We start from the raw sequence: 22921 nt of genomic DNA, 5'->3' as shown, positions 1-22921 counted from the left end.
TCCATGAAACCGAATGCCGCGGCTTATAGCCAACGCTTACTCAAGGGCCAGGCGCCGACCTATGAGCGCCTGCAAGCGCGCCTGGCCGAAGATGGCAGCGCACTGGCCGCCGACCCGATTGCCGTGCATTGCGGCTGGGGCCGGTTGTTGATCGGCCACACCTTTCCCGACCCGGCAAGCCTGGCTCAGGAACTGCTCAACGAACAGCCCGGCGAGCGCGATATCGCACTGTATGTGGCCGCGCCCCAGCAAATCCTGGGCATTGACCCGCAGCAACTGTTTCTCGACCCGTCCGACACCCTGCGCCTGTGGTTCACCGACTACCGCCCGGCCACCCGGGTGTTTCGCGGCTTTCGCATTCGCCGGGTGCAGAGCGAGGCCGACTGGCAAGCGGTGAACCATTTGTACCAGGGCCGCGGGATGCTGCCCGTCGACCCGGAGCGCCTTACCCCACGTCATCAAGGCGGCCCGGTGTACTGGCTGGCCGAAGATGAAGACAGCGGCGCGGTGATTGGCAGCGTGATGGGCCTCAACCATCACAAAGCCTTCCATGACCCGGAGAACGGTTGCAGCCTCTGGTGCCTGGCCGTCGACCCGCAATGCACGCGTCCTGGTGTCGGTGAAGTGTTGGTGCGCCACTTGGTGGAGCACTTCATGAGCCGAGGCTTGAGCTACCTGGACTTGTCGGTGTTGCACGATAACCGCCAGGCCAAGAGCCTTTACGCCAAGCTGGGCTTTCGGGCGTTGACCACCTTTGCGATCAAGCGCAAGAACGGCATCAATCAACCGCTGTTTCTGGGCCCGGGACCCCAGGCGGAGTTCAACCCTTACGCGCGCATCATTGTCGAAGAAGCCCACCGCCGCGGCATTGATGTGCAAGTGGACGATGCCGATGCGGGCCTGTTCACCCTTAGCCACGGCGGGCGCCGCGTGCGTTGCCGTGAGTCCCTGAGCGACCTGACCAGTGCCATCAGCATGACTCTGTGCCAGGACAAGAGCCTGACCCACAAGGTGCTCAAGGCTGCGGGCCTGCATGTGCCGGTGCAACAGTTGGCGGGCAGTGCCGATGACAACCTGGAGTTTCTCGACGAACACCAGCGCATCGTGGTCAAGCCGCTGGACGGCGAGCAAGGCCATGGCGTCGCCGTGGATCTGCGCAGCATCGAAGAGGTGCAGCAGGCGGTTGAAGCGGCGCGCCAGTTCGACAGCCGCGTGTTGCTGGAAAGTTTCCACGAAGGCCTGGACCTGCGCATTCTGGTGATCGGTTTTGAAGTGGTCGCGGCGGCGATTCGTCGCCCCGCCGAAGTGATCGGCGACGGTCAACATTCGATTCGCGCGTTAATCCAGGCGCAAAGCCGTCGCCGCCAGGCGGCCACCGACGGCGAGAGCAAAATCCCGCTGGATGCAGAAACCGAGCGCACCCTCAAAGCCGCAGGTTACGACTACAACAGCACCCTGCCCCGTGGCGTGCAACTGGCCGTGCGACGCACCGCCAACCTGCACACCGGGGGTTGCCTGGAAGATGTCACGGCGATCCTGCACCCCACGCTGGTGGACGCGGCCGTGCGTGCGGCCCGTGCCCTGGATATTCCCATGGTCGGCCTGGACCTGATGGTGCCTGCGGCCGACCAGCCAGAGTATGTGTTTATCGAAGCCAACGAACGGGCCGGCCTGGCCAACCATGAACCGCAACCCACGGCTGAGAAGTTTGTGGATTTGTTGTTTCCACACAGTCAGCCGGCTACCTGACTACCGAGCGTTCCCACGCTCCGCGTGGGAATGCAGCCTGTGACGCTCTGCGTCACCACAGCGGATGCAAAGCGTCCCTTGAGGCATTCCCACGCAGAGCGTGGGAACGATCGCCCTCAACTCATCAGGAGTTTCCATGACCCGAACCATTCCCGAACCCGATCTCGCGTACCTGCAAAAAGTGCTGCTGGAAATGCTCGCCATTCCCAGCCCCACCGGTTTTACCGACACCATCGTGCGCTACGTCGCCGAGCGCCTGGAAGAACTCGGCATCCCGTTTGAAATGACCCGGCGCGGCACCATTCGCGCCACCCTCAAGGGCCAGAAAAACAGCCCTGACCGCGCCGTCTCCGCGCACCTGGACACCATCGGCGCCGCCGTTCGCGCGATCAAGGACAACGGGCGCCTGACCCTGGCGCCGGTGGGCTGCTGGTCGAGCCGCTTTGCCGAGGGCAGCCGCGTCAGCCTGTTCACCGACAACGGCGTGATTCGCGGCAGCGTATTGCCGTTGATGGCCTCCGGGCACGCATTCAACACCGCCGTGGATGAAATGCCGGTGAGCTGGGACCATGTCGAGCTGCGCCTGGACGCCTACTGCGCCACGCGTGCCGACTGCGATTCCCTGGGAATCAGTGTGGGTGACTACGTGGCTTTCGACCCACTGCCCGAGTTCACCGAGAGCGGGCATATCAGCGCTCGCCACCTGGACGACAAGGCCGGCGTCGCCGCCCTGCTCGCCGCGCTCAAGGCCATCGTCGACAGTGGCGAACCCCTGCTGATCGACTGCCACCCACTGTTCACCATCACCGAGGAAACCGGCAGTGGCGCAGCGGCCGCCCTGCCCTGGGATGTGAGTGAGTTTGTCGGCATCGATATCGCCCCGGTCGCTCCCGGCCAGCAGTCCAGCGAACATGCGGTGAGCGTGGCCATGCAGGACTCTGGCGGGCCCTATGACTATCACCTGTCCCGCCACTTGCTGCGCCTGGCGTCGGACAACGACCTGCCGGTACGCCGCGATCTGTTCCGCTATTACTTCAGCGATGCGCACTCGGCGGTCACCGCCGGCCATGATATTCGCACCGCGCTGCTGGCCTTCGGTTGTGACGCCACCCATGGCTACGAGCGTACCCATATCGACAGCCTCGCCGCCCTGAGCCGCTTGTTGGGCGCCTATATCCTCAGCCCGCCGGTGTTTGCCAGCGATGCGCAACCGGCCCAGGGCTCACTGGATCGGTTCAGTCATCAGATCGAGCATGAAACGCAAATGGAGAGCGACACCCGCGTGCCGTCGGTGGACAGCCTGGTCGGCCAGAAGTCCTGACGCGGGGTGAGTGGATACTGGCAACAAAGGTCCCGGCACAGTAGCATCGCCGGGACCTGACACCTGAGGCTTGTATGCTGATTCCCTACGATGCACTTGAAGTCGACACCCTGACCCGCCTCATCGAAGACTTCGTCACCCGCGACGGCACCGACAATGGCGACGACACGCCTCTGGAAACCCGCGTGCTGCGCGTGCGCCAGGCGCTGACCAAAGGCCAGGCGCTGATTGTCTTCGACCCCGAGAGCGAGCAATGCCAGTTGATGCTCAAGCACGATGTGCCCAAGCATCTGTTCGACTGAAACCTGCCTAAGGGTTGGGCACCGGCACGGGATGGGTAGCCTGGCTCTCGCCTTTGAGAATTTTGCGGTACACCTCGGCACGGTACACGTTGACGCCCACCGGCGCCTCGATGCCGAATTTCACGTGAGTACCGTTCACTTCAAGGATATGCACGGTGATGTCATCGCCAATGGCGATGGCTTCGCCTAGGGTACGGCTTAAGACCAGCATGGCGGTTGTCCTTTTCCAGTAACAGGACCTCGACCATGCCCCCTTGGCGCTGGGCCGGCAATGGCTTGCGGGCAAATCAGGCATTTCCTACACGGATAGGTAATTTGCCTGACAGACCCAAGCCAAATCAGCCCTTAACAACCTGCGCCTTGGCGCGCATCTTGTCGGCCATCAGTGTCATTTCGTCATACAGCAACTGCGGATTTTTTTGCTTCAACGCCCAGGCCATACGGCCTTGCTCGTGAGGCAGGATCATGAATTCACCTGCGGCCACGCGCTGGTAGATATAGTCGGCAATATCCGCCGCCGAGATGGGCGAACTCTCAAGCAACTTGCCCACTTGAGCCTTCATGGCTGGGGTTGGCCCACGGAACGAGTCGAGCAGGTTGGTCTGGAAAAACGACGGGCACACCACATGCACGCCCACTTCCTGTTGCTTGAGCTCCACCAACAGGCTCTCGGACAACGCCACCACGCCCGCCTTGGCCACGTTGTAGTTGCTCATGGCCGGGCCTTGCATCAACGCTGCCATTGACGCGATGTTGATGATGCGCCCCTTGCTCTTTTCCAGCAGCGGCAGGAACGCCTTGCAGCCTTTGACGACGCCCATCAGGTTGATTGCGATCTGCCAGTCCCAATCCTCCAAGGACAGTTCAGCGAAGAACCCGCCCGAGGCCACGCCGGCGTTGTTGACGATCACATCGATGCCCCCGAGCTTCACCTCACAGGCCTGGGCAAAGGCCGTGAGCTGGCTGTAGTCACGCACGTCACAGCGCTGGGTAAAGCCCTCGCCGCCCGCCTCGCGAACCTGCTTGAGGGTTTCCTGCAAACCGGGCTCGCTGACATCGGACAACGCCAACTGCCAGCCTTCACGGGCCCAGCGCAGAGCGATTTCGCGACCCAGGCCAGACCCGGCGCCAGTGATCATCATGCGGTTTTGCATAGGAGGTAGCCTTGTGGTTCACGAAAGAAGTGACCGGCAGTGTAGCGAAGGTTTTTGCTCGACCCACGCACCATCAGGGTGATGAATGCCCCGGGCAAACCGTGGGCTCGGTCGCAGGCGTGCCTATAGACTAAGTTCAATTTTTTTCAACTGATTAGTTCAAGTTGTGCACGCGTTAAAAGAAATAAGCGACACATCAAAATGTTTTATAAAAACAATGAATTTTCTACGAAGTGGCAGAGTCGGAATGGGTAAGGCGTCCCACTGTACATGGACGAACCAACGGTTAAACAGCCGGTTTTTGCAAAAAACCTATAAGGAATAAAACCATGAGCCTCATTCTGATTATTATCCTGATCCTCCTGCTGGTCGGTGGCCTGCCGGTGTTCCCGCACTCGCGTAACTGGGGTTATGGACCGTCGGGTATCCTGGGGGTGGTACTGGTTGTTCTGCTGGTGCTGTTGTTGCTCGGCAAGATATAAACACCGCGCCCCGCTTTTTGTAGGAGCGAGCTTGCTCGCGAAAAACTTACAGGCGCCGCGTTCATTCAGGACGCGCGCGTTATCGTTGACGTTCTTCGCGAGCAAGCTCGCTCCTACAAGTAAGAAAGCAAAAAAAAGAGGCCTTCTAGAAGGCCTCTTTTTTATTGCCGGTCAGTTAGTCCGGCTTACCGTCCACCACACCTGCGGTGTTATCCAGCAGGCTCTTGGTCGCGGTCTGCAGGAACGACTCGAGTTTCTGCTTGAGTGCAGCTTCGTCCGGCGATTCAGGAATCACCTTGCCAGTCGGCTCGGCGCCCAGTGTGTATTCCCACAACTTGGGTGGCATTTCCTTGGGCAATACCAGTACGCGATCGCCGGTGAGCAAGGCCACGGTCTGGTCGCTGCCCGATGGCTTGATCACGCCGAAACCCTTGTCACCTTCCGGCAGGTTCAGCAGGTCACGGCCCCAGCACTGGTGCAAGGTGTCGCCGCCCAGGCGGCCCATGATGGTCGGCACGATGTCGATCTGGGTGCCCACAGTGTGGTCACGCTCACCGAACTTCTCGCGCATGCCCGGTGCGATCATCAGCATCGGCACGTTGAAGCGGCCCAGGTCCATCTCGGTGATCTGCTGCTCGTTGCCGAAGCCGTGGTCACCGACGATCACAAACAGGGTTTCCTTGAAGTACGGCTCTTTGCGGGCCTTTTCAAAGAACTGGCCCAAGGCCCAGTCGGAATAGCGCATGGCCGTCAAATGCTCGTTGAGGCTGCCACGGTCGGTGACTTTCTCAACCGGCAATGGGGTCGGCAACGCGTACGGCGTGTGGTTGGACAGGGTTTGCAGCAGTGCGTAGAACGGCTTGCCGCCTTCGCGCGCCTTCAGTTCTTCCAGGCCACGGTTGAACATGTCCTGGTCGGACACGCCCCACGTCGGGTCGGAGAACACCGGGTCGACGAAGTCATTGCGGCCGATGAAGTTGGTCATGCCCTGGTTGCTGAAGAAGCCCGACTGGTTGTCCCAGGCGAAATCGCCGTTGTAGACATACACATCGTCGAAATCACGCGCACTGAGCAACTGCGGCAGGCCCGACAGCTTGTGGCTGCCTTCCGGGGTCTGCATCAGGTATTCGAAGCCCGGCAGGTTCGGGAAGCAGGCCATGGTGGCGAACATACCCTGGTGGGTGTGGGTGCCGTTGGAGAAGAAGCGGTCGAACAGCAAGCCCTCCTGGGTCAACTTGTCGAAGTACGGGGTGATATTGCCCGGACGTCCCAATGCGCCCACCGAGTGACCGGCGAAGCTTTCCATCAGGATGACCACGACGTTCTTGATCGGCAGGGTTTTCTCGGCCGGTGGCGTGAAGTCACGGCGCACGGCAGCGGTGTCGGTATCGACCAGCTTCTCTTGCGGCAGCACCAGCATGTCGCGCACGGTCTGGGTGGCCAGTGGTTGTTCCAGCGTCGCCTTCCAGATATTGGCGCGGTCTTCACCGAAGCGCGCCTTGGCCGCCGCGATCAGCGACAAGGTGCCATTGAGGCCCAACTGGTTGGCGAAGTTCGAGTCAGTGGTATAGACGTCACCCCAACGCAGCGGTGGCCCCTGGCGCAGGGTGCCACGGATGGCGACCACGGCAACCAGCAGGCAAACCATAAATACCGCGATGCGGCTGTACCACGGCGCCACCTGGCGCGTGCTGATCGTGCCGCCGCTGAACGGGCCCCGTGGGCGCGTTGCGCGGTCAGCGCCCTTGAAGGCCATGCTCAGGATCAGCGTACCCACGGCCCAGGCCAGCAGGTAGCGCACTACCGGGAAACCGTACCAGAGCATGCTCATCACGGTTTTCGGGTCTTCCTTCACATACTGGAAGACCAGGCCGTTGAGGCGCTGGTGGAACTCGCGGTAGAAGTCCATCTCCATCAGGCCCAGGAACAAGGCGATGCTGGACGCGACGGTCAGCCACAAACGGAAGAACCCGCGCGCCGCCATGGCCCGCACGCTGAACAGCGCCAACAGCAGCGGAATCAGCAGGTACATCACCAGGCGAATGTCCAGGCGCAGGCCGTTGGCGAACGCTTCGAGGAACGTGGAGGCCGGCGTATCGAGGATCATCTCGCGGTTGTAGACCAGCAACGCCAGGCGCAGCAGGGAAAACATCACCATCATGACCAGTGCGCAGAGCAGCGTGTACGCCAGATGGGATTTGACGGTCGGTTGCAGCAGGCGATTTGAAGCTCGCTGCTGATTCAGGGCGTCCGGGTTTGCCATGTCGTTTTAGGACCCATTGGAAGTTTAAGTTGCGAAATAATGCAGTGGCGTCCGTCCCTCGCCCAGGCTGGCTGGGGTAGGCGGTTAACGCGGTGGCACAAATGGTGCCCGATCAAGGCCGGCAAGGCTATTAATTACTGAACGTATGCCACGGCCCTGCCTTTAAGGGCACTGGAGATAGAGCCCTGGCAGCCGGATAAAGCCGGCGAATTGTCTTGGATGGGATGTGAAAATTTCGTGCGGCGAATAGTTTCGACACACAAATCTGCTTTTTGTGGGAGCGAGCTTGCTCGCGAAAAACTCACAAGCACCGCGCTTAATCCAGAAAGCACGCGTTATCGTTGACGTTTTTCGCGAGCAAGCTCGCCCCTACATTAGGGCTCAGATCCGCACGTTACCGCGCGGCCCGGCGATGGCCCAGATGATCAGGCCCAGCACTGGCAACAGCAGGATCAACAGGATCCACAGCACTTTGGCGCCGGTGCTGGCGCCGCTTTTGAACACGTTGATGATCGCCCAGATATCCAGCGCGAGGATGATCAGGCCAATCAGACTATTAAACGTGGAACCCATGGTGTCGCTCCTAAGTGAGGGCATGCACTTGTAGGATAGTCAGCCTTGGCGCGGGTTCCGTTTTATTTCAGACGTGTACAGCAATCTTCAAGGCTTCAAGCGAGGGCTCGGCCTTGATGCCGACTTCGGCACACAGTTCCAGTACTCGCGCCAGGTCGTTGCCGAACACCAGCACTGCCTGGATCTCGTCGTCCAGCAACTGGCTGAAGTTCATCAGCACATAACCGCCGTCTTCCGGGCTCAGGGCGCTCATCTGGATCTGGATGCGGTTGAGCGCGGTCAGATCTTCGGTCTTGGCCAGTTGCTTGGGCTTGAGGTTGAACGCCACGCCCGGACCGAACGACGCGACGATCTGGGCAAACAGGTCGCCATAGGTATCGGCCTGGAACAACACCGTGTCCGGCAGGCTACCGACCACCACCCACTCTCCCAGCGGGATCGGGAAACTGTCGTCGTAGTTGATATCCGGATTGGCCGCCAGGAACGCCGCCGGGTCCGCGTAGGCCTGGGCCGCTTCGTCGGCGATACGCGCTACTTCGTCCTCACCCATGACGCCGGCGCTGATTTTACTGATGAGTTCGACGAGGGCGGTTTGCATGGGGCGATCCTGTAACGGGCAAGTTTTGAAGGGCGCGTAGCCTACACCAGTTTCTGCAACTGCGCCGCCGTATCCACCGCGCCCATGGTCTGCGCCGCGGCCAGTGCCGTCGCGCCTTGTGCATCGGTGGCCTTGGGATTTGCGCCTTTACCAAGCAGGTACTCAACCATTTCAACGCGGTTGAACATCGCCGCCATCATCAAGGCCGTACGCCCGTCCGAGGAGGCCGCCTCAACCGGCGTGCCGCCTTCGATCAACGCCCGGACCACCGGCAGGTTGCCTTTGAACGCCGCCCCGGCAATCGGCAGCTGGTTCTTGTCGTTGGCGATCAAGGGGTCGGCCTTGAACTCCAGCAGCACTTTGACCGCCTCGGCATGGCCGTGGTACGCCGCAAGCATCAACAGCGTGTCGCCATTGTGATTACGAAAGTTGGCCGGCAGGCCCTTCGCCAACAGTGCGGCAAGCATGGCGGCGTCGCCGCGACGGGCCACGTCGAAAACTTGCTCGGCAAACTCGGCGGCTTCGTCTTCGGTCATTTGTTTAGGCTGATCTGACATGGGGGCTCCTTGCTGAGGCGACTGACATAACTGTTTAAGGCGCCCAGTGTCGCGATGGAGTTCCCCGGTGTCATGGCTTTTTTGTCAAAAGCCGCCATAGCCAGAATCAATAACGGAATTGGCCGCCCTGGATCTGCGCCAGCAATTGCCCGGTCACCGGCACATAGCTGTCCGAACCCGGCAACCAGGCGTAAACCGGGTCATTGCCAGCCTTGTCCGGGTCGAACCCTTGCTCCTTGAGCTTCACTTTCTGGTACTTGAACGTGCCGGTGGTTTCCATCTTCACCTTGATCCGCAAAAACAACGGCACCGCATAAGAGGGCAACTGGCCGTGGGCGAATTGCAGCAGTTCGCGCATGTCCAGGCTGGCCAGGGATTCGCTGGGGGTGATGGCGACCATGCCGGCGCGGCCGTTGGTGTTGTCGATCTCGACGCCATAGGCCACCACTTCAGCGATCTGCGGGTGTTTCAGCAAGACGTTTTCCACCTCGGTGGTCGAGACGTTTTCGCCCTTCCAGCGATAGGTATCCCCCAGACGATCGACAAATTGCGCGTGGCCGAAACCGATGCTGCGCACCAAGTCGCCGGTGTTGAAATAGCGGTCGCCTTTTTCGAATACATCGGTCAGTACCACCTTGCGGTTCTTTTCCGGGTCGGTATAGCCGTCGAAGGGCGACTTTTCATCAATGCGCGCCAATAACAGGCCCTGCCCGCCGGTGGGCACCTTGACCATAAACCCATTGCTGCCGCGCAGTGGTTCACCGATGTCATGGGCGTAGTCCACCAGCGCCCAATGCTGCAGGCAAAAGCCGATGGTGTTGTCAAAGTTCAGCACGTTGGTAAAGCCGATGTTGCCGTCGCTGGCGGCATACAGTTCGCAGATATGCTCCACGCCATAACGCTGCTTGAACTGCGCCCACACACCAGGGCGCAAGCCGTTGCCGACCATCTTGGTCACGTGGTTATCGCGGTCCTGCGCACTTGCGGGCTGGTCGAGCAGATAGCGGCACAGCTCACCGACATAGCCCAGAGTGGTCGCCTTGAACTTGCGCGCATCGTCCCAGAACTGGCTGGCGCTGAATTTGCGCCGAATGGCAAACCCCGACGCGCCGATAATCGCCGCCCCCCAGCACACGCACAGGCCGGTGGCGTGGTACAGCGGCAAGGTGCAATAGAGGACGTCCTGCGGCCCCATGTCCAGGGCGATACTGCCGAAGCTCACGGCGGTTTTGGTCCAGCGCCCGTGCTTCATGATGCCGGCCTTGGGCAAGCCGGTGGTGCCGGAGGTGTAGATATAGAAGCAGGGATCGTGGAAGAACACCTGCGCGGAACTCGCCGGGTTGTCCACCGGGCTTTCGGCACTGGCGGCCATCAGGTCGATGTAGCCGTCGGGGCCCCTACTGCCGGGCTGATCGGCCACGAACCAGGTGCGCTCGGCCGGGATCTGGACTTGATCGCGCACTGCTGCGTAAGGGCCCAGCAATTCGGCACCGACCACGATGGCAACCGGCTTGACCAGGGTCAGGCTGTGTACCAGCGCCCCTTGAGTTTGCGCCGTGTTGAGCATGGCGCAGATGCCGCCCAGCTTGGCCACAGCCAGCACGTTGAGCAGCAACTCGGGGCGATTTTCGATAAACAGCGCCACCACGTCACCCTTGCGGATGCCCTGGGCCTGCAAGTGATGGGCAATGCGATTGGCGCGCTGATTGGCGTCGCGGTAGCTGATCACGCTGTCCCCATAAAGCAGGGCAGCACCGTCCGGGTTACGCAAGGTGGCTTGTTCGAAATGCCAGCCCAGGCCGCAGGGTTGGCTGGGGTCGGTGACGTTGGCCGCGCGCATGCCGCGCACCACCCGTGGGAGGGCCCGAACGATGGCAGGCACCTTACGCAGCATCATGCGCCAGGTGATCATGTCGATTTGCTGATGAGTCATGGCGGGACGTCCCTTTTCTTATTCTTGATCTGGTCCAGGTACATCGACTGGTGTAGCGGAAAATACGTCAGCGGTTCTTTGGCTGTACACGCGGGATTTGAAAAGTTTTGTATCCCGTGGCGGCCGGCCGAGGCTTATCTCCATCACACTCCACCCTCCAAATGTGGGAGCTGGCTTGTCGGGTCGCCGCATCGCTGCGATGACGGCCTGCCAGCCGACCGGATTTTTCCGAGCAAAAGACGGTCAGTATCATTACAGCCCTCCCCCTCCTCCCGGAAAAATCACCGGGCAGACAGCGCAAAATGCAGGATGCACGATGGCCCTTCATGCAAATTGCACGAAAATGAAAATCTTATAAATTTATAAACTACTGATTTATAACGATTTTCTAAAAAATCCAATACTGGCACAATCACTGCACCTACCACTCCATGCTTGCCAACTTGAGCCAACGGAGCTGATAGACATGAGCCTGATCCAAGATAAATTCGCTTCAGTATTCTCCAACTACGACGTCACCACCCAGCCACGTCCGGACGGCGGTATCCTGTTGACCCTGCGTAACAGCGAAGGTAAGCAGGTCAAGCGCTCGATCTCTTATCAGCAGCTGCACACTGCCGACCAACTGACCTGGGTCATCAGCGCCATTCGCCGTGACTTGGCTGAACAAGCCAGCGAACTGCCGCAGATTTCGATGCTGCAAAGCCAGAACCGCTTTGCACTGCCGACCTATCATTCGGCCTAAGCTGGAAATCTGAAAAAGGGCCGCGACGCTACTCAGCGTCGCGGCCCTTTTTCATGCCGTTAACATAAGCCCTGGCGGGTGGCCTCATTCTTTGCCTGCACACGGTTGGTGACATCCAGCTTGCCGTAGATGTTGCGCAGATGAAATTTCACCGTGGCTTCAGAGGTGGCGCGAATCTGGCTGATTTCCCAGACGGTCTTGCCCTCGGAGGCCCATCGCAGAATTTCCAGCTCCGTGGAAGTCAGGGGCTTGCCGGACAAGCTCATGCGTTTTCTGATAGCCGTCGGCACGATAACCAACGGGCGATGCGTCTCCTCGGGGCCACTCATTGTTCTCTCCTTATATCTGCTGATGCACTGCCATCTTTCGGATTCCTCCCATTGACAGATGGCATAAACATTGACGCTGAACAGAGAGTTACATAAAGAGTGGAATCAAAGCGCACAGCACAGAACAAACAGCTTTGCCCTACAAATAATTAAGTTTCTTCCCACAGCAACTTCCAACTTGCCGGGGTTGAACATTCAGTTATCTATGCTTAGTCATCCAGCCCTGGAAAGCCTGTGGCAATCGCATCGCCGGTAAAAGAAGGCACAACGCCTTGGGCCGTGTTGAACAAGCGTAGTGTCACACAGTGCGGGTTTTCGCCCATGTCGAACCAGTGCGGTACACCGGCCGGGATGATCAGCAAGTCATTCTTCTCACAGCGCAGGCTGTAGACAGAGTCGCCTATGTGCAGCGTAAACAGCCCCTGGCCTGCGATGAAGAAACGCACCTCGTCTTCACTGTAGGTACGTTCGTCGAGGAACTGTGCGCGTAACTCGTCTTTCTGTGGATGGTCGTGGGTCACGCTGACCACTTCCACAGCGGCGTAGCCGAGGGCTTCGATCTGAGCCTGGTAGGCGGCAATCATTTCAGCATCAGTGGCGCCCTTTTCTATCGGGCTGGGCTGCCAGCGTTCAAAACGCACACCGTGCTCGGCCAGGGTCGACTGGATGTCGTCGGCATGGGTCAACACTTTATTCGGAGTGTCCGGGGTGGCGATGGAGTATACGGCTACATAGCTCATTGCACGGTTCCTTGGTTCGGCTCTTGCAATCGAAGGCCAATGATAATGGCGGCGGCCAGGGCCGCGAGGCTGGCGATACTGAACGTGAAGGTTGGCCCCAGCAGGTTCCAGCTGTAACCGGAATACAGGGCGCCGAGCGCGCCGCCGGTGCCGGCCAGCGCAGCATAAAGGGCCTGGCCCTGGCCTTGCTGGCGGTCACCGAAGCTGCGTTGCACAAAGGCAATCGCCGCCGCGTGGAAGCTGCCGAACGTGGCGGCGTGCATCAACTGCGCCACCAGCAGCAGCCAGAAAACTTCGGCAAATGAACCCAGCAGCCACCAGCGTAGCGCCGCCAGCAGGAAACTGGCGAGCAGCACCCGGCGCACCGAAAAGCGCGTAAGAATACGGCTCATGGCCAGGAACATCAGCACTTCCGCCACCACCCCCAGCGCCCACAGCAGGCCAATTACGCCACGGCTGTAGCCCAAATGCTCCAGGTGCAGGGTGAGAAAGGTGTAATACGGGCCATGGCTCATTTGCATCAGCGCCACGCAGGCATAAAACGCCAGCACGCCGGGGCTGCGCAATTGCTTGAGAAAGCCATCGCCGACCAGGCGGTTGCCGTGGCGGGCCGGCTGCGCGTTCGGTACCCAAAGGCTGGCGCCGATGATGCCGGCCATGATTACCACGACCGCCACCGGGTAAATATCCAGACTCAGCCAATCGAACAGGCGCCCCATGATCACCACGGTGAGGATAAAACCAATGGAGCCCCACAGACGGATCTGGCTGTAGCGCGAGGTTTGCTTGTGCAGGTGGGCCAGGGTGATGACTTCGAACTGCGGCAGCACCGCGTGCCAGAAGAACGCGTGCAGGGCCATCACCAGCGCTAGCCAGGCGTAGGTCTTGCTGACAAAAATCAGGCAGAAGCTGGCCAGGGTGCACACCGCGCCGAATCGCACAATGGCCAGGCGCCGGCCAGTGTAGTCGCCGATCCAGCCCCACAGGTTGGGGGCCACGCAGCGCATCAGCATGGGTATGGCCACCAGCTCGCCGATGCGCGCGCTGGAGAAACCGAGGTGATCGAAGTACAGCGCCAGGAACGGCGCGGTCGCCCCCAGCAGGGCGAAGTAAAAGAGGTAGAAGCTGGAGAGGCGCCAGTATGGGAGCACGGGGGTCATTTTATTGGGGCTGCTTCGCAGCCCAGCGCGAGCAAGCTCGCTCGCCACAACAAGCTCGCTCGCTTGCCGGCGGCGATCACAGCTGGCCCAGTACCGGTGTGATCACGCGCACATCGGCATTCTGCCCGCGGTTGCGCAGCAGGTGGTCCATCAGCACGATGGCCATCATGGCTTCGGCAATCGGTGTGGCACGGATGCCGACGCACGGGTCGTGGCGGCCCTTGGTGATCACGTCCACCGGGTTGCCGTGCACATCGATCGAACGGCCTGGCGTGGTGATGCTCGACGTGGCCTTGAGCGCCAGGTGCGCCACGATCGGCTGGCCGGAAGAAATACCGCCGAGGATGCCGCCCGCGTTGTTGCTGAGGAAACCTTCAGGGGTCATCTCATCGCGATGCTCGGTACCGCGTTGGGATACGCAGGCGAACCCGGCGCCGATTTCCACGCCTTTCACCGCGTTGATGCTCATCAGCGCATGGGCCAGTTCGGCGTCGAGGCGATCAAAGATCGGCTCGCCCAGGCCCGGCTTCACGCCTTCGGCCACGACGGTGATCTTCGCGCCGACCGAGTCCTGGTCGCGGCGCAACTGGTCCATGTAGGCTTCCAGTTCCGGCACCTTATCCGGGTCGGGGCAGAAGAAGGCGTTGTCTTCGACGCTGTCCCAGGTCTTGAACGGGATTTCAATCGGGCCCAACTGGCTCATGTAGCCACGGATGACGATGCCCTGGGTGGCCAGGTATTTCTTGGCGATGGCGCCGGCGGCCACGCGCATGGCGGTTTCACGCGCCGAGCTGCGGCCACCGCCACGGTAGTCGCGTTCGCCGTATTTGTGGTGGTAGGTGTAGTCGGCATGGGCCGGGCGGAACAGGTCCTTGATCGCCGAGTAGTCCTTGGACTTCTGGTCGGTGTTGCGAATCAACAGGCCAATGGCACAGCCCGTGGTGCGGCCTTCGAACACTCCGGAGAGGATTTCGACTTCGTCCGGTTCCTGGCGCTGGGTGGTGTGGCGGCTGGTGCCGGGCTTGCGGCGGTCGAGGTCGCGCTGCAGGTCGTCCAGGCTCAGCTCCAGGCCTGGCGGGCAGCCGTCGACAATGGCGACCAACGCCGGGCCATGGCTTTCGCCCGCGGTGGTGACAGTGAACAGCTTGCCGAAGGTATTGCCGGACATGCAGGGCGCTCCGTGAAATCAGTTGAATCAAGTCAACCGTAATAACTTAAGGCGGCCAGTATACGCAGGCTAACCGACTAGTTCATCCTCGAAACCTTACCGGTAGACGTTGGTCCAACCGGCACCTCTCCAATGATGGCGCTATGATGCTGCGAGTTCTGCTGTTCACCCTCACCCTATTCACCGCCGTGGCCCAGGCCGCCTCCCCTGTCGTCTTGCAACGCCCGATCAGCCTGGACACCGGCAGCGGCCAACTCTTTGGCTCTCTGCTGTTGCCGCAATCGGATAAACCGGTGCCGGTGGTGCTGATCATCGCCGGCTCCGGCCCCACCGACCGCAACGGCAACAGCGCCGACGGCGCGCGCAATGACAGCCTCAAGCGCCTGGCCTGGGTACTGGCCCGGCATAACATCGCCAGCGTGCGCTACGACAAGCGCGGCGTGGCCGCAAGCCTGGCGGCCACGCCGGATGAGCGCAACCTGACCCTGGAGGCCTATGTGGCCGACGCCGTGGCCTGGGGCAAGTTGCTCAAGGCCGACACGCGCATGGGCCCGCTGATCGTGCTGGGCCACAGTGAGGGCGCGCTGGTCGCGGCCCTCGCCGCGCCGCAACTTGAACCGGCCGGGGTCATTTCCTTGTCTGGCAGCGCCCGCCCAGTGGACCAGGTGATCCGTCAGCAACTGGCCGATCACTTGCCCCCTGCCCTGCTGCTGCGCAGCAATGAAATACTCGATCATCTCAAGGCCGGCCAGGTGGACGCCGACGTGCCGCGCCCACTGGAGGGTATTTTCCGGCCCAGCGTGCAGCCGTATCTGATCAGCCTGTTCCGCGCCGATCCGTCGGCCGCCTTTGCGCGCTTGGGCATGCCTGCGCTGATTATCCAGGGCACCAACGATATCCAGGTTGGCGTAGGTGATGCCCGGCAACTGAAGCAGGCCAAGCCCGACGCGCAGTTGACGGTGATCGAAGGCATGAACCACGTGATGCGCATCGTACCCAATAACGTGAAGCAGCAACTGGCCTCCTACAATGACCCGAAACTGCCGCTGGCTGCGGAGCTGGGCCAACGTATCGTCAGCTTTATCGAAGGACTTCAACCCCGTTAAGCGGCAATTGGCCTCCAGTCCTGGGAAAAACGGCCGATAAGTCCAGAGTCGACAGTAAAAAGACTGTCGGCTCGCAGGGCTTGGACAGGATCGCGCCGCATGACAACCACCGAAACAACACCCGAATCTACCGCCGAGACCCCGGCTGCAACCGAAGTTGGCGCCGCAGCGGCCCTGCCGTGGGCCGACGTTCACGCCGAACATTTCAAGATGCTACGCCTGGCCCCGCTGGCCACCGACCGCGCGACCGGCGCACGGCCATTGCGCTTTGTGCAGTTCGGCTATGCCGAGCGTCATGACAAACACCACAGCCTGTTGCGCATGGTCATCCAGTTACCGGGCCAGCGAGTACGGCGCGAGCAGAACCACCTGGATATCTGGGTCGATCACGATAAACACCGCGTGCACTTCGGGCCCGGCAACAGCTTGGAAATCGAGCCGGCCAACCGCGGTATCGGGCGCTTCCTGGTGGCCCAAGGCGCCGCCTGGGCGAAGAAGAAGTGGTCCCACTACCGCGTCGACGGGGTGGACCTGGCCAACAAGGACGCCCTCAACGAAGCCACGCGCCTGCGCCGCGATCACTTCCTGCGTATCCAGGGTTTCGACGTGGCCTACGCCGATGTGCAGCACCTCAAGGGCAATGTGCAACCCGGCAAGGTCAGCGACGTGCTGGACAGTTGGAACACTGAGAAAGTGCAGTTCGTAGAGATCCTGGAAGCCGCGCAGATGCTGCAACAGGCCGAGCAGAACCTGGCGGAGCAGGAAGTGAAGCTGCGCAAGGAAGAGGAGAAAGTCACCAAGTTCAAGCGTGAGGACAGCGGGCTGCGCTTTACCATCACCTGCCTGGTGGCGTTTACGGTGTTTCAGGCGGGGTTGTTGATCTGGATTGCCACGCACCGTTAACAGAGTGAAATACGCTCCAATGTGGGAGCTGGCTTGCCTGCGATCCAGTCAACGCGGTGATTCAGGCACACCGAGTCGATACCTTCGCAGGCAAGCCAGCTCCCACATTGACCGCGCTTGTGCAGTTAGACCCGGGCGGCAAATACTGCCTGATGCGCACGGCACTGTTCAGCCGTCAACATGAACACCCCATGCCCACCGCGCTTGAAGTCCAGCCAGGCGAAGTCCACTTCTGGGTACAGCGCCTCGACATGCACCTGGCTGTTGCCCACTTCGACAATCAGCAAGCCCTTCTCGGTCAGGTGGTCCGCCGCTTCAGCCAGCATCCGGCGTACCAGGTTCAGGCCGTCGTCACCGCAGGCCAGGCCCAGTTCCGGTTCGTGCTGGTATTCGTCGGGCATGTCGGCGAAATCTTCGGCATCCACGTAGGGCGGGTTCGACACAATGAGGTCGAAACGCTGGCCGGGTAGCCCGTCAAAACCATCGCCCTGCACGGTGTAGACCCGTTCGTCGACGCCATGGCGCTCGATATTCTGGTTCGCCACTTCCAGGGCTTCGAACGACAGGTCTCCCAGCACCACTTCGGCCTCCGGGAATTCGTAGGCACAGGCGATGCCGATGCAACCGGAGCCGGTGCACAGGTCGAGGATGCGTGCCGGCGGCTGGGCCAACCAGGGTTCGAAGCGGTCTTCGATCAGCTCGCCGATGGGTGAACGCGGGATCAACACGCGCTCATCGACGATAAACGACATGCCGCAAAACCAGGCCTCGTTCAACAGGTAGGCCGTGGGCACTCGCTCATGGATACGGCGATGCAGCAAGCGCTGCACGTGGGAGATTTCCTCTTCTTCCAGGTTGCAATCCAAATAGCTGTCGGCGATTTCCCACGGTAGGTGCAAGGCGCCCAGCACCAATTGCCGGGCTTCGTCCCAGGCATTGTCGGTGCCATGGCCAAAAAACAGGTCTTCCCCATGGAAACGGCTGACAGCCCAACGGATATGGTCGCGCAAGGTGCGCAGGCGGGAAGTGATCACGGGGGCAAGCTCCTGGAAAAAACGACTGGCGATTCTAACAGCCTTCACCTGTACCGACGATGTACGAAAAACCTGGCGCCGTACGTCGGTTTTCATCCAATTTGCCCGCATTGTGTTAAACAGGCCTGCCTCTTGACATGGCTGCACGCCAGCAACGGCGTACCTTACGATGGTAGCGATTCACAGAAGCGCTCAGCCAGTGGACAATGTCGCAAAAGCCCCACTCACAGGAGCCCCAGAATGTCCGTTCCAAAGACGATGTTTCAACTCAGCGGTCGCGGTTACGCAGCAGCCAACCTCAATCATGCGACCCTGGTGATCATCGACGCCCAGAAAGAATACCTCAGCGGCCCGCTCGCCCTCTCGGGCATGGACGCGGCGGTAGAGAACATCAAGCAGCTTGTGACCGCAGCGCGCAGCGCCGGGCGCCCGATTGTGCATGTGCGCCACCTGGGCACCGTGGGCGGCCTGTTTGACCCTCAGGGCGAGCGCGGCGAATTCATTCCGGGCCTTGAGCCTGAGGGTGACGAAACCATCATCGGCAAACTACTGCCCAGCGCCTTCCATGGCACCGGCCTGGAAAAACACCTGCAAGACCTCGGCTCCCTGGACCTGATCGTCTGCGGTTTCATGAGCCACTCCAGCGTCAGCACCACCGTGCGCGCGGCCAAGAACCTGGGCTTTCGCTGCACCCTGGTGGAAGACGCCTGCGCCACCCGCGACCTGCCCTACAAGGGCGGTATCCTGAGCGCCGAGCATGTGCAGCAAACCGAAATGGCCATCATGGCAGACAACTTCGCCACCCTGGCGCTGGCCAAAGACTTGATCTGATCCTGCTGGCGGTGAGCGGTGTGTTTATTGCTCCGCTCATCCGCAAAGCCCTTTCATTTGGCGCATTTACCTCTCCCCCCGGAACAACCTGTGTATCTTCCGGTCGAAGGGCCGATACCCTGGAGGAAAGGTCGGAATGAAGATATCCGATGGTTTTGATGCTCGTCGCTTGCGCCCCAAGGGCCCGAGCAATTGGCGTCTGCGCCTGGTAGCGTGCATTGCCGCGTTGCTGGCGATAGTAGGCTTGTTGTTGGCGGGCGCTGGTGGCGCCGGCCTGTTTGGGCATTCGCCGGCACTCGGCGAACTGAATGCCAGCCCGGGCGGCTCGGCACTCCTGCTGGGCATCGGCTTGCTGGTGCTGTGGCTGGGCGTGTGGCTGTGGCGTCGCAGCCGCCGGAAAATGCGCCAGCCGCTGTCGTTGAATATCGCCTCTCACCTGATGAAAAAGCACGACTGATGGCGCTTGGATAGCGTTTCCTGCGCCCTGGCCGCCGCGATTTAGGTAAACTGCCCGCCCTTCGCGGAGGCTGACATGCAAGACGATGATTTTTTCCTGTTCAAAAACGAGCTGCGCGGCGTCAAGCCGATCAAGCACGACCGCGCCGACACCGGCAAACCCAAGACTGACCGGGCGCAGATCGCCAAACTGCGCCAGGCCGCGACCGTGCGCACCGATGCCACCACCGTGGATGGCCTGTCGGACCAGTTCGTGATCGACGTCGGCCCCGAAGATGAACTGATGTGGGCCCGCGACGGCGTGCAGGAAAGCCAGATGCGCAAGCTCAAGGCCGGCCAGATCCCGTTCGAGGGCAGCCTCGACCTGCACGGCATGACCGTGGAAAAAGCCCGGGAAACCCTCTGGGCCTTCCTGGCCGAAGCGACTAAATTCGAAATCCGCTGCGTACGCGTCACCCACGGCAAGGCCGTGCGGTTGGACGGCAAGCGGCCGATGATCAAGAGTCACGTCAATACCTGGCTGCGCCAGCATGCCCAGGTGCTCGGTTTTACCTCCTGCCAGGCCCGCCACGGCGGTGCCGGCGCGGTGTATGTGATGCTCAAGCGCACCATGATGGAAGGGCGCGACGAGTAACAAGTGCCATCGCCAGGCTTGCAGCGATGTGTCCGCCACCGTAACCTTGCGCTTTGCGAAAATCCCACAGGTAGTTTCATGTCCCTGGAACAGAATTACACAGAGATTCTCGGCCAACTCGGCGAGGACGTGTCCCGCGAGGGCCTGCTCGACACGCCAAAGCGTGCCGCCAAGGCAATGCAGTACCTCTGCCGCGGTTATGAACAGACACTCGAAGAAGTCACCAACGGTGCCTTGTTCAGCTCTGACAACAGCGAAATGGTGCTGGTCAAGGACATCGAGCTGTACTCGTTGTGCGAGCACCACCTGTTGCCGTTTATCGGCAAGGCCCACGTGGCGTATATCCCGAGCGGCAAAGTGCTGGGCCTGTCGAAGGTCGCACGCATTGTCGATATGTATGCGCGCCGCCTGCAGATCCAGGAAAACCTCAGCCGCCAGATCGCCGATGCCGTGTTGGAAGTGACAGGCGCCCTGGGCGTGGCCGTGGTGATCGAGGCCAAGCACATGTGCATGATGATGCGCGGTGTCGAGAAACAGAATTCGTCGATGATCACCTCGGTGATGCTGGGTGAGTTCCGCGAGAACGCGGCCACCCGCAGCGAATTTCTCAGCCTGATCAAGTAACCGGCCAGGCAGGAAAAAACCGGCGTTCATCGCCGGTTTTTTTTCGCCTGCAGAAATCAGGTAAGCTGCGGCCCCTCAGTCATGGGCAAGAGGTTTCAGCCATGTTCGTCAAAGCACTTCGAGTGGGCCTCGGCCACGTCATCATCGCGGGCGACTTTCTTACCCGCCCACGTAAAAAACAACGCTCGGCCGAGCAACAGGCCAAGGTCAATGCTGCGGCCAGGGACCTGACCCTGTATCAGTTCCACGCCTGCCCGTTCTGCGTGAAGACCCGCCGTACCCTGCACCGCCTGAATGTGCCGGTCGCCTTGAAGGACGCGAAGAACAACGAACAGGACCGCCAGACCCTGCTGGAGCAAGGTGGCAAGATCAAAGTGCCGTGCCTGCGCATCGAAGAGAACGGCCAGACCACCTGGATGTATGACTCCAAGGTGATCATCGACTACCTGGACAAGCGCTTCGCCGCAATCTGAAGCCCGCTGCGGTCAATGTAGGAGCTGGCTTGCCTTACTGTAGGAGCGAGCTTGCTCGCGAAAAACTCACAGGCACCGCGTTTATTCAGGCCGCCCGCGTTATCGTTGACGTTTTTCGCGAGCAAGCTCGCTCCTACAGAAATCAGGTCGGTGTTGTCAGGTCGAGATCCAGCAGTGCCGAGCCCAGGCACTTGCCATGGGCATCCAGCGCCAGCGAGCGGGTCACGCCGCCACGCAAAATGCCCGGCAACACGAAGTTAAGTGCCTGCACGTTCGGCAATTCGTAACGCCGAACCGGGGCCGCCAGCGGTTCGAGCAAATCCTTGAAAAATTCCGTGACGCGCTCGGCCGTCAGCTGTTCGCACAGCAATGGGTAGTCTTGCGCGCGATAGGCAATGATCGAGATGTTCGACGTGTCGCCCTTATCCCCGGTGCGGGAATGGGCCAGCCTGTGCAGTTTCATTCTTCAATCCTCGGTTTGACCGCTTCACGGGGCAACAACAACGACGCCACCGCCACCACTTGACGCACGCTCTTGCTCGCCCCACCGCCGCCGGCCGGGCCGTTGGTGTAGAGGGTCTCCACTTCATTGCCAACCCGCACGGCGTCGCTGCGCTCGTCACAACGGGCGGCAACCCGCAGGCGCACTTCCCAAGGCTCGACGCTGCTGCGTAGGCCGTGCAATGAATCCATGCCGATCAACTCGGCACGCAGGTCCTGCATGTTGACGCCGATCAACGCCAGACGCTTGAGTACCACTTCCCGCGCCAACTCAGCCCGTGCGACAGCACCGGGACCGCCGTAAGACATCTGCCCTTCACCAATCCAACCGTCCAGATAACCGACGCTGACCTTCAGTTGTTCAGGCCGAGCACGCCCGCTCGCCCCCTCAGCGCGCACCCGGTCCACGCCCTCCTCGACAAACCCCACCTGGGAAAAATCGGCCGTCACATCCGGGGTCAAATAGGCTGCCGGGTCGTGAACTTCATAAATCAGTTGTTCGGCGCAGGTCGCGCGGCTGACCCGCCCACCCGAGCCTGCCACCTTGGTGATCACTGCATTGCCGTCGGCGTCGATCTCTGCCAGGGGAAAGCCCAGGCGCGCCAAGTCCTCCACATCCTTGAAGCCTGGATCGGCGAAATAACCGCCACTGACCTGCCCCGCGCACTCAAGCAAATGCCCCACCAACGTGCCCCGGCCCAATCGTTGCCAATCATCGAAGGCCCAGCCAAACTCGAACATCTGCGGCGCCAGGAACAGCGAAGGGTCGGCCACGCGCCCGGTGATCACCACATCGGCGTCGGCGCGCAACGCTTGAACAATGCCCTCCACGCCCAAGTAGGCATTGGCAGAAATCAGCCGCTCACCCAATGCGCCTACGGTCTGGCCGTTATCCAGCAACTGCTCGGCAGACAAGGTATGCAGCACGTCATCCCCGACCACCGCCACGACCTTGAGGCCCAGGCCCAGCTCGCCGGCAATGCGCCGTACTTCACTGGCCGCCGCCAGCGGGTTGGCCGCGCCCATGTTGGTGATCACGCGCAGGCGGCGACGCCCCGCACCCTGCCCTACAAAAGGCAAGACACGATGCATGCGCTCAGCCAGCAGCGGGTCATAACCGCCTTGCGGGTCGCTGATACGCGCCTGTTGCGCCAGGGCGATGGTGCGTTCGGCCAGGCATTCGAAGACCAGGTAATCCAGGTCGCCGTGTTCGGCCAGTTCCACGGCAGGTTCTATACGGTCGCCGGAGTAGCCGGCGCCGGACCCGATGCGCAAGGTGTTCATG

The 22921-nt window shown here is 60.9% G+C and carries 26 protein-coding genes; 12 read left to right on the top strand and 14 right to left on the bottom strand.

Going from position 1 to position 22921, the window contains the following annotated elements; all coding sequences use genetic code 11:
- The first annotated feature begins 3 nt into the window (after positions 1–3).
- From ngg to ODQ19_RS08345, 3 genes are all read left to right on the top strand, one after another.
- The gene (ngg, locus tag ODQ19_RS08355; RefSeq protein ID WP_330209773.1) at positions 4–1749 is read left to right on the top strand and encodes an N-acetylglutaminylglutamine synthetase; all 1746 of its coding nucleotides are present in this window, start codon (positions 4–6) and stop codon (positions 1747–1749) included.
- Positions 1750–1885: 136 nt separating this feature from the next.
- Positions 1886–3070: an osmoprotectant NAGGN system M42 family peptidase gene (locus tag ODQ19_RS08350; RefSeq protein ID WP_330209772.1), complete on the top strand. Its 1185-nt coding sequence runs from the start codon at positions 1886–1888 to the stop codon at positions 3068–3070.
- A 74-nt stretch (positions 3071–3144) separates the two neighbouring features.
- Positions 3145–3372, top strand: coding sequence for a YheU family protein (locus ODQ19_RS08345; protein WP_003192759.1), 228 nt, complete (start codon positions 3145–3147; stop codon positions 3370–3372).
- Positions 3373–3379: 7 nt separating this feature from the next.
- Here ODQ19_RS08345 and csrA read toward each other — a convergent pair whose 3' ends face one another.
- Positions 3380–3583: a carbon storage regulator CsrA gene (gene csrA, locus ODQ19_RS08340; RefSeq protein WP_116667604.1), complete on the bottom strand. Its 204-nt coding sequence runs from the start codon at positions 3581–3583 to the stop codon at positions 3380–3382.
- A 127-nt stretch (positions 3584–3710) separates the two neighbouring features.
- Positions 3711–4526, bottom strand: a complete 816-nt coding sequence (locus ODQ19_RS08335; protein WP_330209771.1) for an SDR family oxidoreductase — start codon at positions 4524–4526, stop codon at positions 3711–3713.
- Between the two features lie 329 nt (positions 4527–4855).
- On the opposite strand from ODQ19_RS08335, the gene ODQ19_RS08330 reads away from it, so the two are divergent.
- On the top strand, positions 4856–5008 hold the full coding sequence (locus ODQ19_RS08330; RefSeq protein WP_003192767.1) for a DUF3309 family protein: 153 nt from the start codon (positions 4856–4858) through the stop codon (positions 5006–5008).
- A gap of 175 nt (positions 5009–5183) precedes the next feature.
- Here ODQ19_RS08330 and ODQ19_RS08325 read toward each other — a convergent pair whose 3' ends face one another.
- The 5 genes from ODQ19_RS08325 to ODQ19_RS08305 all read right to left on the bottom strand — a co-directional run bounded on the left by ODQ19_RS08325 (position 5184) and on the right by ODQ19_RS08305 (position 10932).
- A complete protein-coding gene (locus tag ODQ19_RS08325) occupies positions 5184–7271 on the bottom strand; it encodes an LTA synthase family protein (RefSeq protein ID WP_330209770.1) in 2088 nt (695 codons plus the stop codon).
- A 381-nt stretch (positions 7272–7652) separates the two neighbouring features.
- Positions 7653–7844 carry a PLDc N-terminal domain-containing protein gene (locus ODQ19_RS08320; protein WP_003192770.1) on the bottom strand — a complete coding sequence of 64 codons (192 nt, stop codon included), beginning with the start codon at positions 7842–7844 and terminating at the stop codon, positions 7653–7655.
- A 67-nt stretch (positions 7845–7911) separates the two neighbouring features.
- Positions 7912–8442 carry a hypothetical protein gene (locus ODQ19_RS08315; RefSeq protein WP_073527034.1) on the bottom strand — a complete coding sequence of 177 codons (531 nt, stop codon included), beginning with the start codon at positions 8440–8442 and terminating at the stop codon, positions 7912–7914.
- A 41-nt stretch (positions 8443–8483) separates the two neighbouring features.
- The gene (locus ODQ19_RS08310; RefSeq protein WP_116667600.1) at positions 8484–8999 is read right to left on the bottom strand and encodes an ankyrin repeat domain-containing protein; all 516 of its coding nucleotides are present in this window, start codon (positions 8997–8999) and stop codon (positions 8484–8486) included.
- A 106-nt stretch (positions 9000–9105) separates the two neighbouring features.
- Positions 9106–10932, bottom strand: coding sequence for a long-chain-acyl-CoA synthetase (locus ODQ19_RS08305; RefSeq protein ID WP_116667599.1), 1827 nt, complete (start codon positions 10930–10932; stop codon positions 9106–9108).
- Positions 10933–11398: 466 nt separating this feature from the next.
- Here ODQ19_RS08305 and ODQ19_RS08300 point away from each other — a divergent pair, with 466 nt between their 5' ends.
- Positions 11399–11677 (top strand): DUF3509 domain-containing protein, encoded by a 279-nt coding sequence (locus ODQ19_RS08300; protein ID WP_003172952.1) that lies wholly within the window; start codon positions 11399–11401, stop codon positions 11675–11677.
- A 59-nt stretch (positions 11678–11736) separates the two neighbouring features.
- On the opposite strand, the gene ODQ19_RS08295 is transcribed toward ODQ19_RS08300, so the two are convergent.
- The 4 genes from ODQ19_RS08295 to aroC form a co-directional block, all read right to left on the bottom strand.
- Complete coding sequence (locus ODQ19_RS08295; protein ID WP_116667598.1) at positions 11737–12006, bottom strand: response regulator transcription factor; 270 nt, start codon at positions 12004–12006, stop codon at positions 11737–11739.
- A 209-nt stretch (positions 12007–12215) separates the two neighbouring features.
- On the bottom strand, positions 12216–12746 hold the full coding sequence (locus tag ODQ19_RS08290) for a 1,2-dihydroxy-3-keto-5-methylthiopentene dioxygenase (protein WP_330209769.1): 531 nt from the start codon (positions 12744–12746) through the stop codon (positions 12216–12218).
- The gene (locus ODQ19_RS08285; RefSeq protein ID WP_330209768.1) at positions 12743–13906 is read right to left on the bottom strand and encodes an MFS transporter; all 1164 of its coding nucleotides are present in this window, start codon (positions 13904–13906) and stop codon (positions 12743–12745) included. Before ODQ19_RS08285 ends, ODQ19_RS08290 begins: the two co-directional genes overlap by 4 nt.
- Positions 13907–13982: 76 nt before the next feature.
- Positions 13983–15074: a chorismate synthase gene (aroC, locus tag ODQ19_RS08280; RefSeq protein WP_330209767.1), complete on the bottom strand. Its 1092-nt coding sequence runs from the start codon at positions 15072–15074 to the stop codon at positions 13983–13985.
- 143 nt (positions 15075–15217) lie between these two features.
- Here aroC and ODQ19_RS08275 point away from each other — a divergent pair, with 143 nt between their 5' ends.
- Positions 15218–16180, top strand: a complete 963-nt coding sequence (locus ODQ19_RS08275) for an alpha/beta hydrolase (RefSeq protein WP_116667594.1) — start codon at positions 15218–15220, stop codon at positions 16178–16180.
- A gap of 99 nt (positions 16181–16279) precedes the next feature.
- Entirely contained in the window at positions 16280–17083 is an 804-nt protein-coding gene (locus ODQ19_RS08270) for a hypothetical protein (protein WP_116667593.1), read from the top strand.
- 125 nt (positions 17084–17208) lie between these two features.
- Here ODQ19_RS08270 and prmB read toward each other — a convergent pair whose 3' ends face one another.
- Positions 17209–18117: a 50S ribosomal protein L3 N(5)-glutamine methyltransferase gene (gene prmB / locus ODQ19_RS08265; protein WP_047711471.1), complete on the bottom strand. Its 909-nt coding sequence runs from the start codon at positions 18115–18117 to the stop codon at positions 17209–17211.
- A 240-nt stretch (positions 18118–18357) separates the two neighbouring features.
- Here prmB and ODQ19_RS08260 point away from each other — a divergent pair, with 240 nt between their 5' ends.
- From ODQ19_RS08260 to ODQ19_RS08240, 5 genes are all read left to right on the top strand, one after another.
- Entirely contained in the window at positions 18358–18948 is a 591-nt protein-coding gene (locus tag ODQ19_RS08260) for a cysteine hydrolase family protein (RefSeq protein WP_014719280.1), read from the top strand.
- A gap of 136 nt (positions 18949–19084) precedes the next feature.
- Entirely contained in the window at positions 19085–19405 is a 321-nt protein-coding gene (locus tag ODQ19_RS08255) for a hypothetical protein (protein ID WP_020302242.1), read from the top strand.
- Positions 19406–19480: 75 nt separating this feature from the next.
- Positions 19481–20038, top strand: coding sequence for a Smr/MutS family protein (locus tag ODQ19_RS08250; protein ID WP_252949804.1), 558 nt, complete (start codon positions 19481–19483; stop codon positions 20036–20038).
- Positions 20039–20116: 78 nt separating this feature from the next.
- Entirely contained in the window at positions 20117–20662 is a 546-nt protein-coding gene (gene folE / locus ODQ19_RS08245; protein ID WP_003192797.1) for a GTP cyclohydrolase I FolE, read from the top strand.
- 101 nt (positions 20663–20763) lie between these two features.
- Complete coding sequence (locus tag ODQ19_RS08240; RefSeq protein ID WP_116667591.1) at positions 20764–21135, top strand: glutathione S-transferase N-terminal domain-containing protein; 372 nt, start codon at positions 20764–20766, stop codon at positions 21133–21135.
- A gap of 142 nt (positions 21136–21277) precedes the next feature.
- Here ODQ19_RS08240 and ODQ19_RS08235 read toward each other — a convergent pair whose 3' ends face one another.
- Together ODQ19_RS08235 and ODQ19_RS08230 are read right to left on the bottom strand one after the other, a co-directional pair.
- A complete protein-coding gene (locus ODQ19_RS08235) occupies positions 21278–21598 on the bottom strand; it encodes an AtuA-related protein (RefSeq protein ID WP_330209766.1) in 321 nt (106 codons plus the stop codon).
- Positions 21595–22920, bottom strand: coding sequence for an acyclic terpene utilization AtuA family protein (locus ODQ19_RS08230; protein WP_330209765.1), 1326 nt, complete (start codon positions 22918–22920; stop codon positions 21595–21597). The genes ODQ19_RS08235 and ODQ19_RS08230 overlap by 4 nt, the downstream gene beginning before the upstream one ends.
- Between the last annotated feature and the right edge of the window lies 1 nt (position 22921).

It is taken from the genome of Pseudomonas sp. AM4(2022) (genome assembly GCF_036346515.1).
In the GTDB taxonomy this organism is placed as follows: domain Bacteria; phylum Pseudomonadota; class Gammaproteobacteria; order Pseudomonadales; family Pseudomonadaceae; genus Aquipseudomonas; species Aquipseudomonas paracarnis.
The sequence above is the reverse complement of the archived record's forward strand: the minus strand, read 5'-3'. Positions and strand labels throughout refer to the sequence as shown.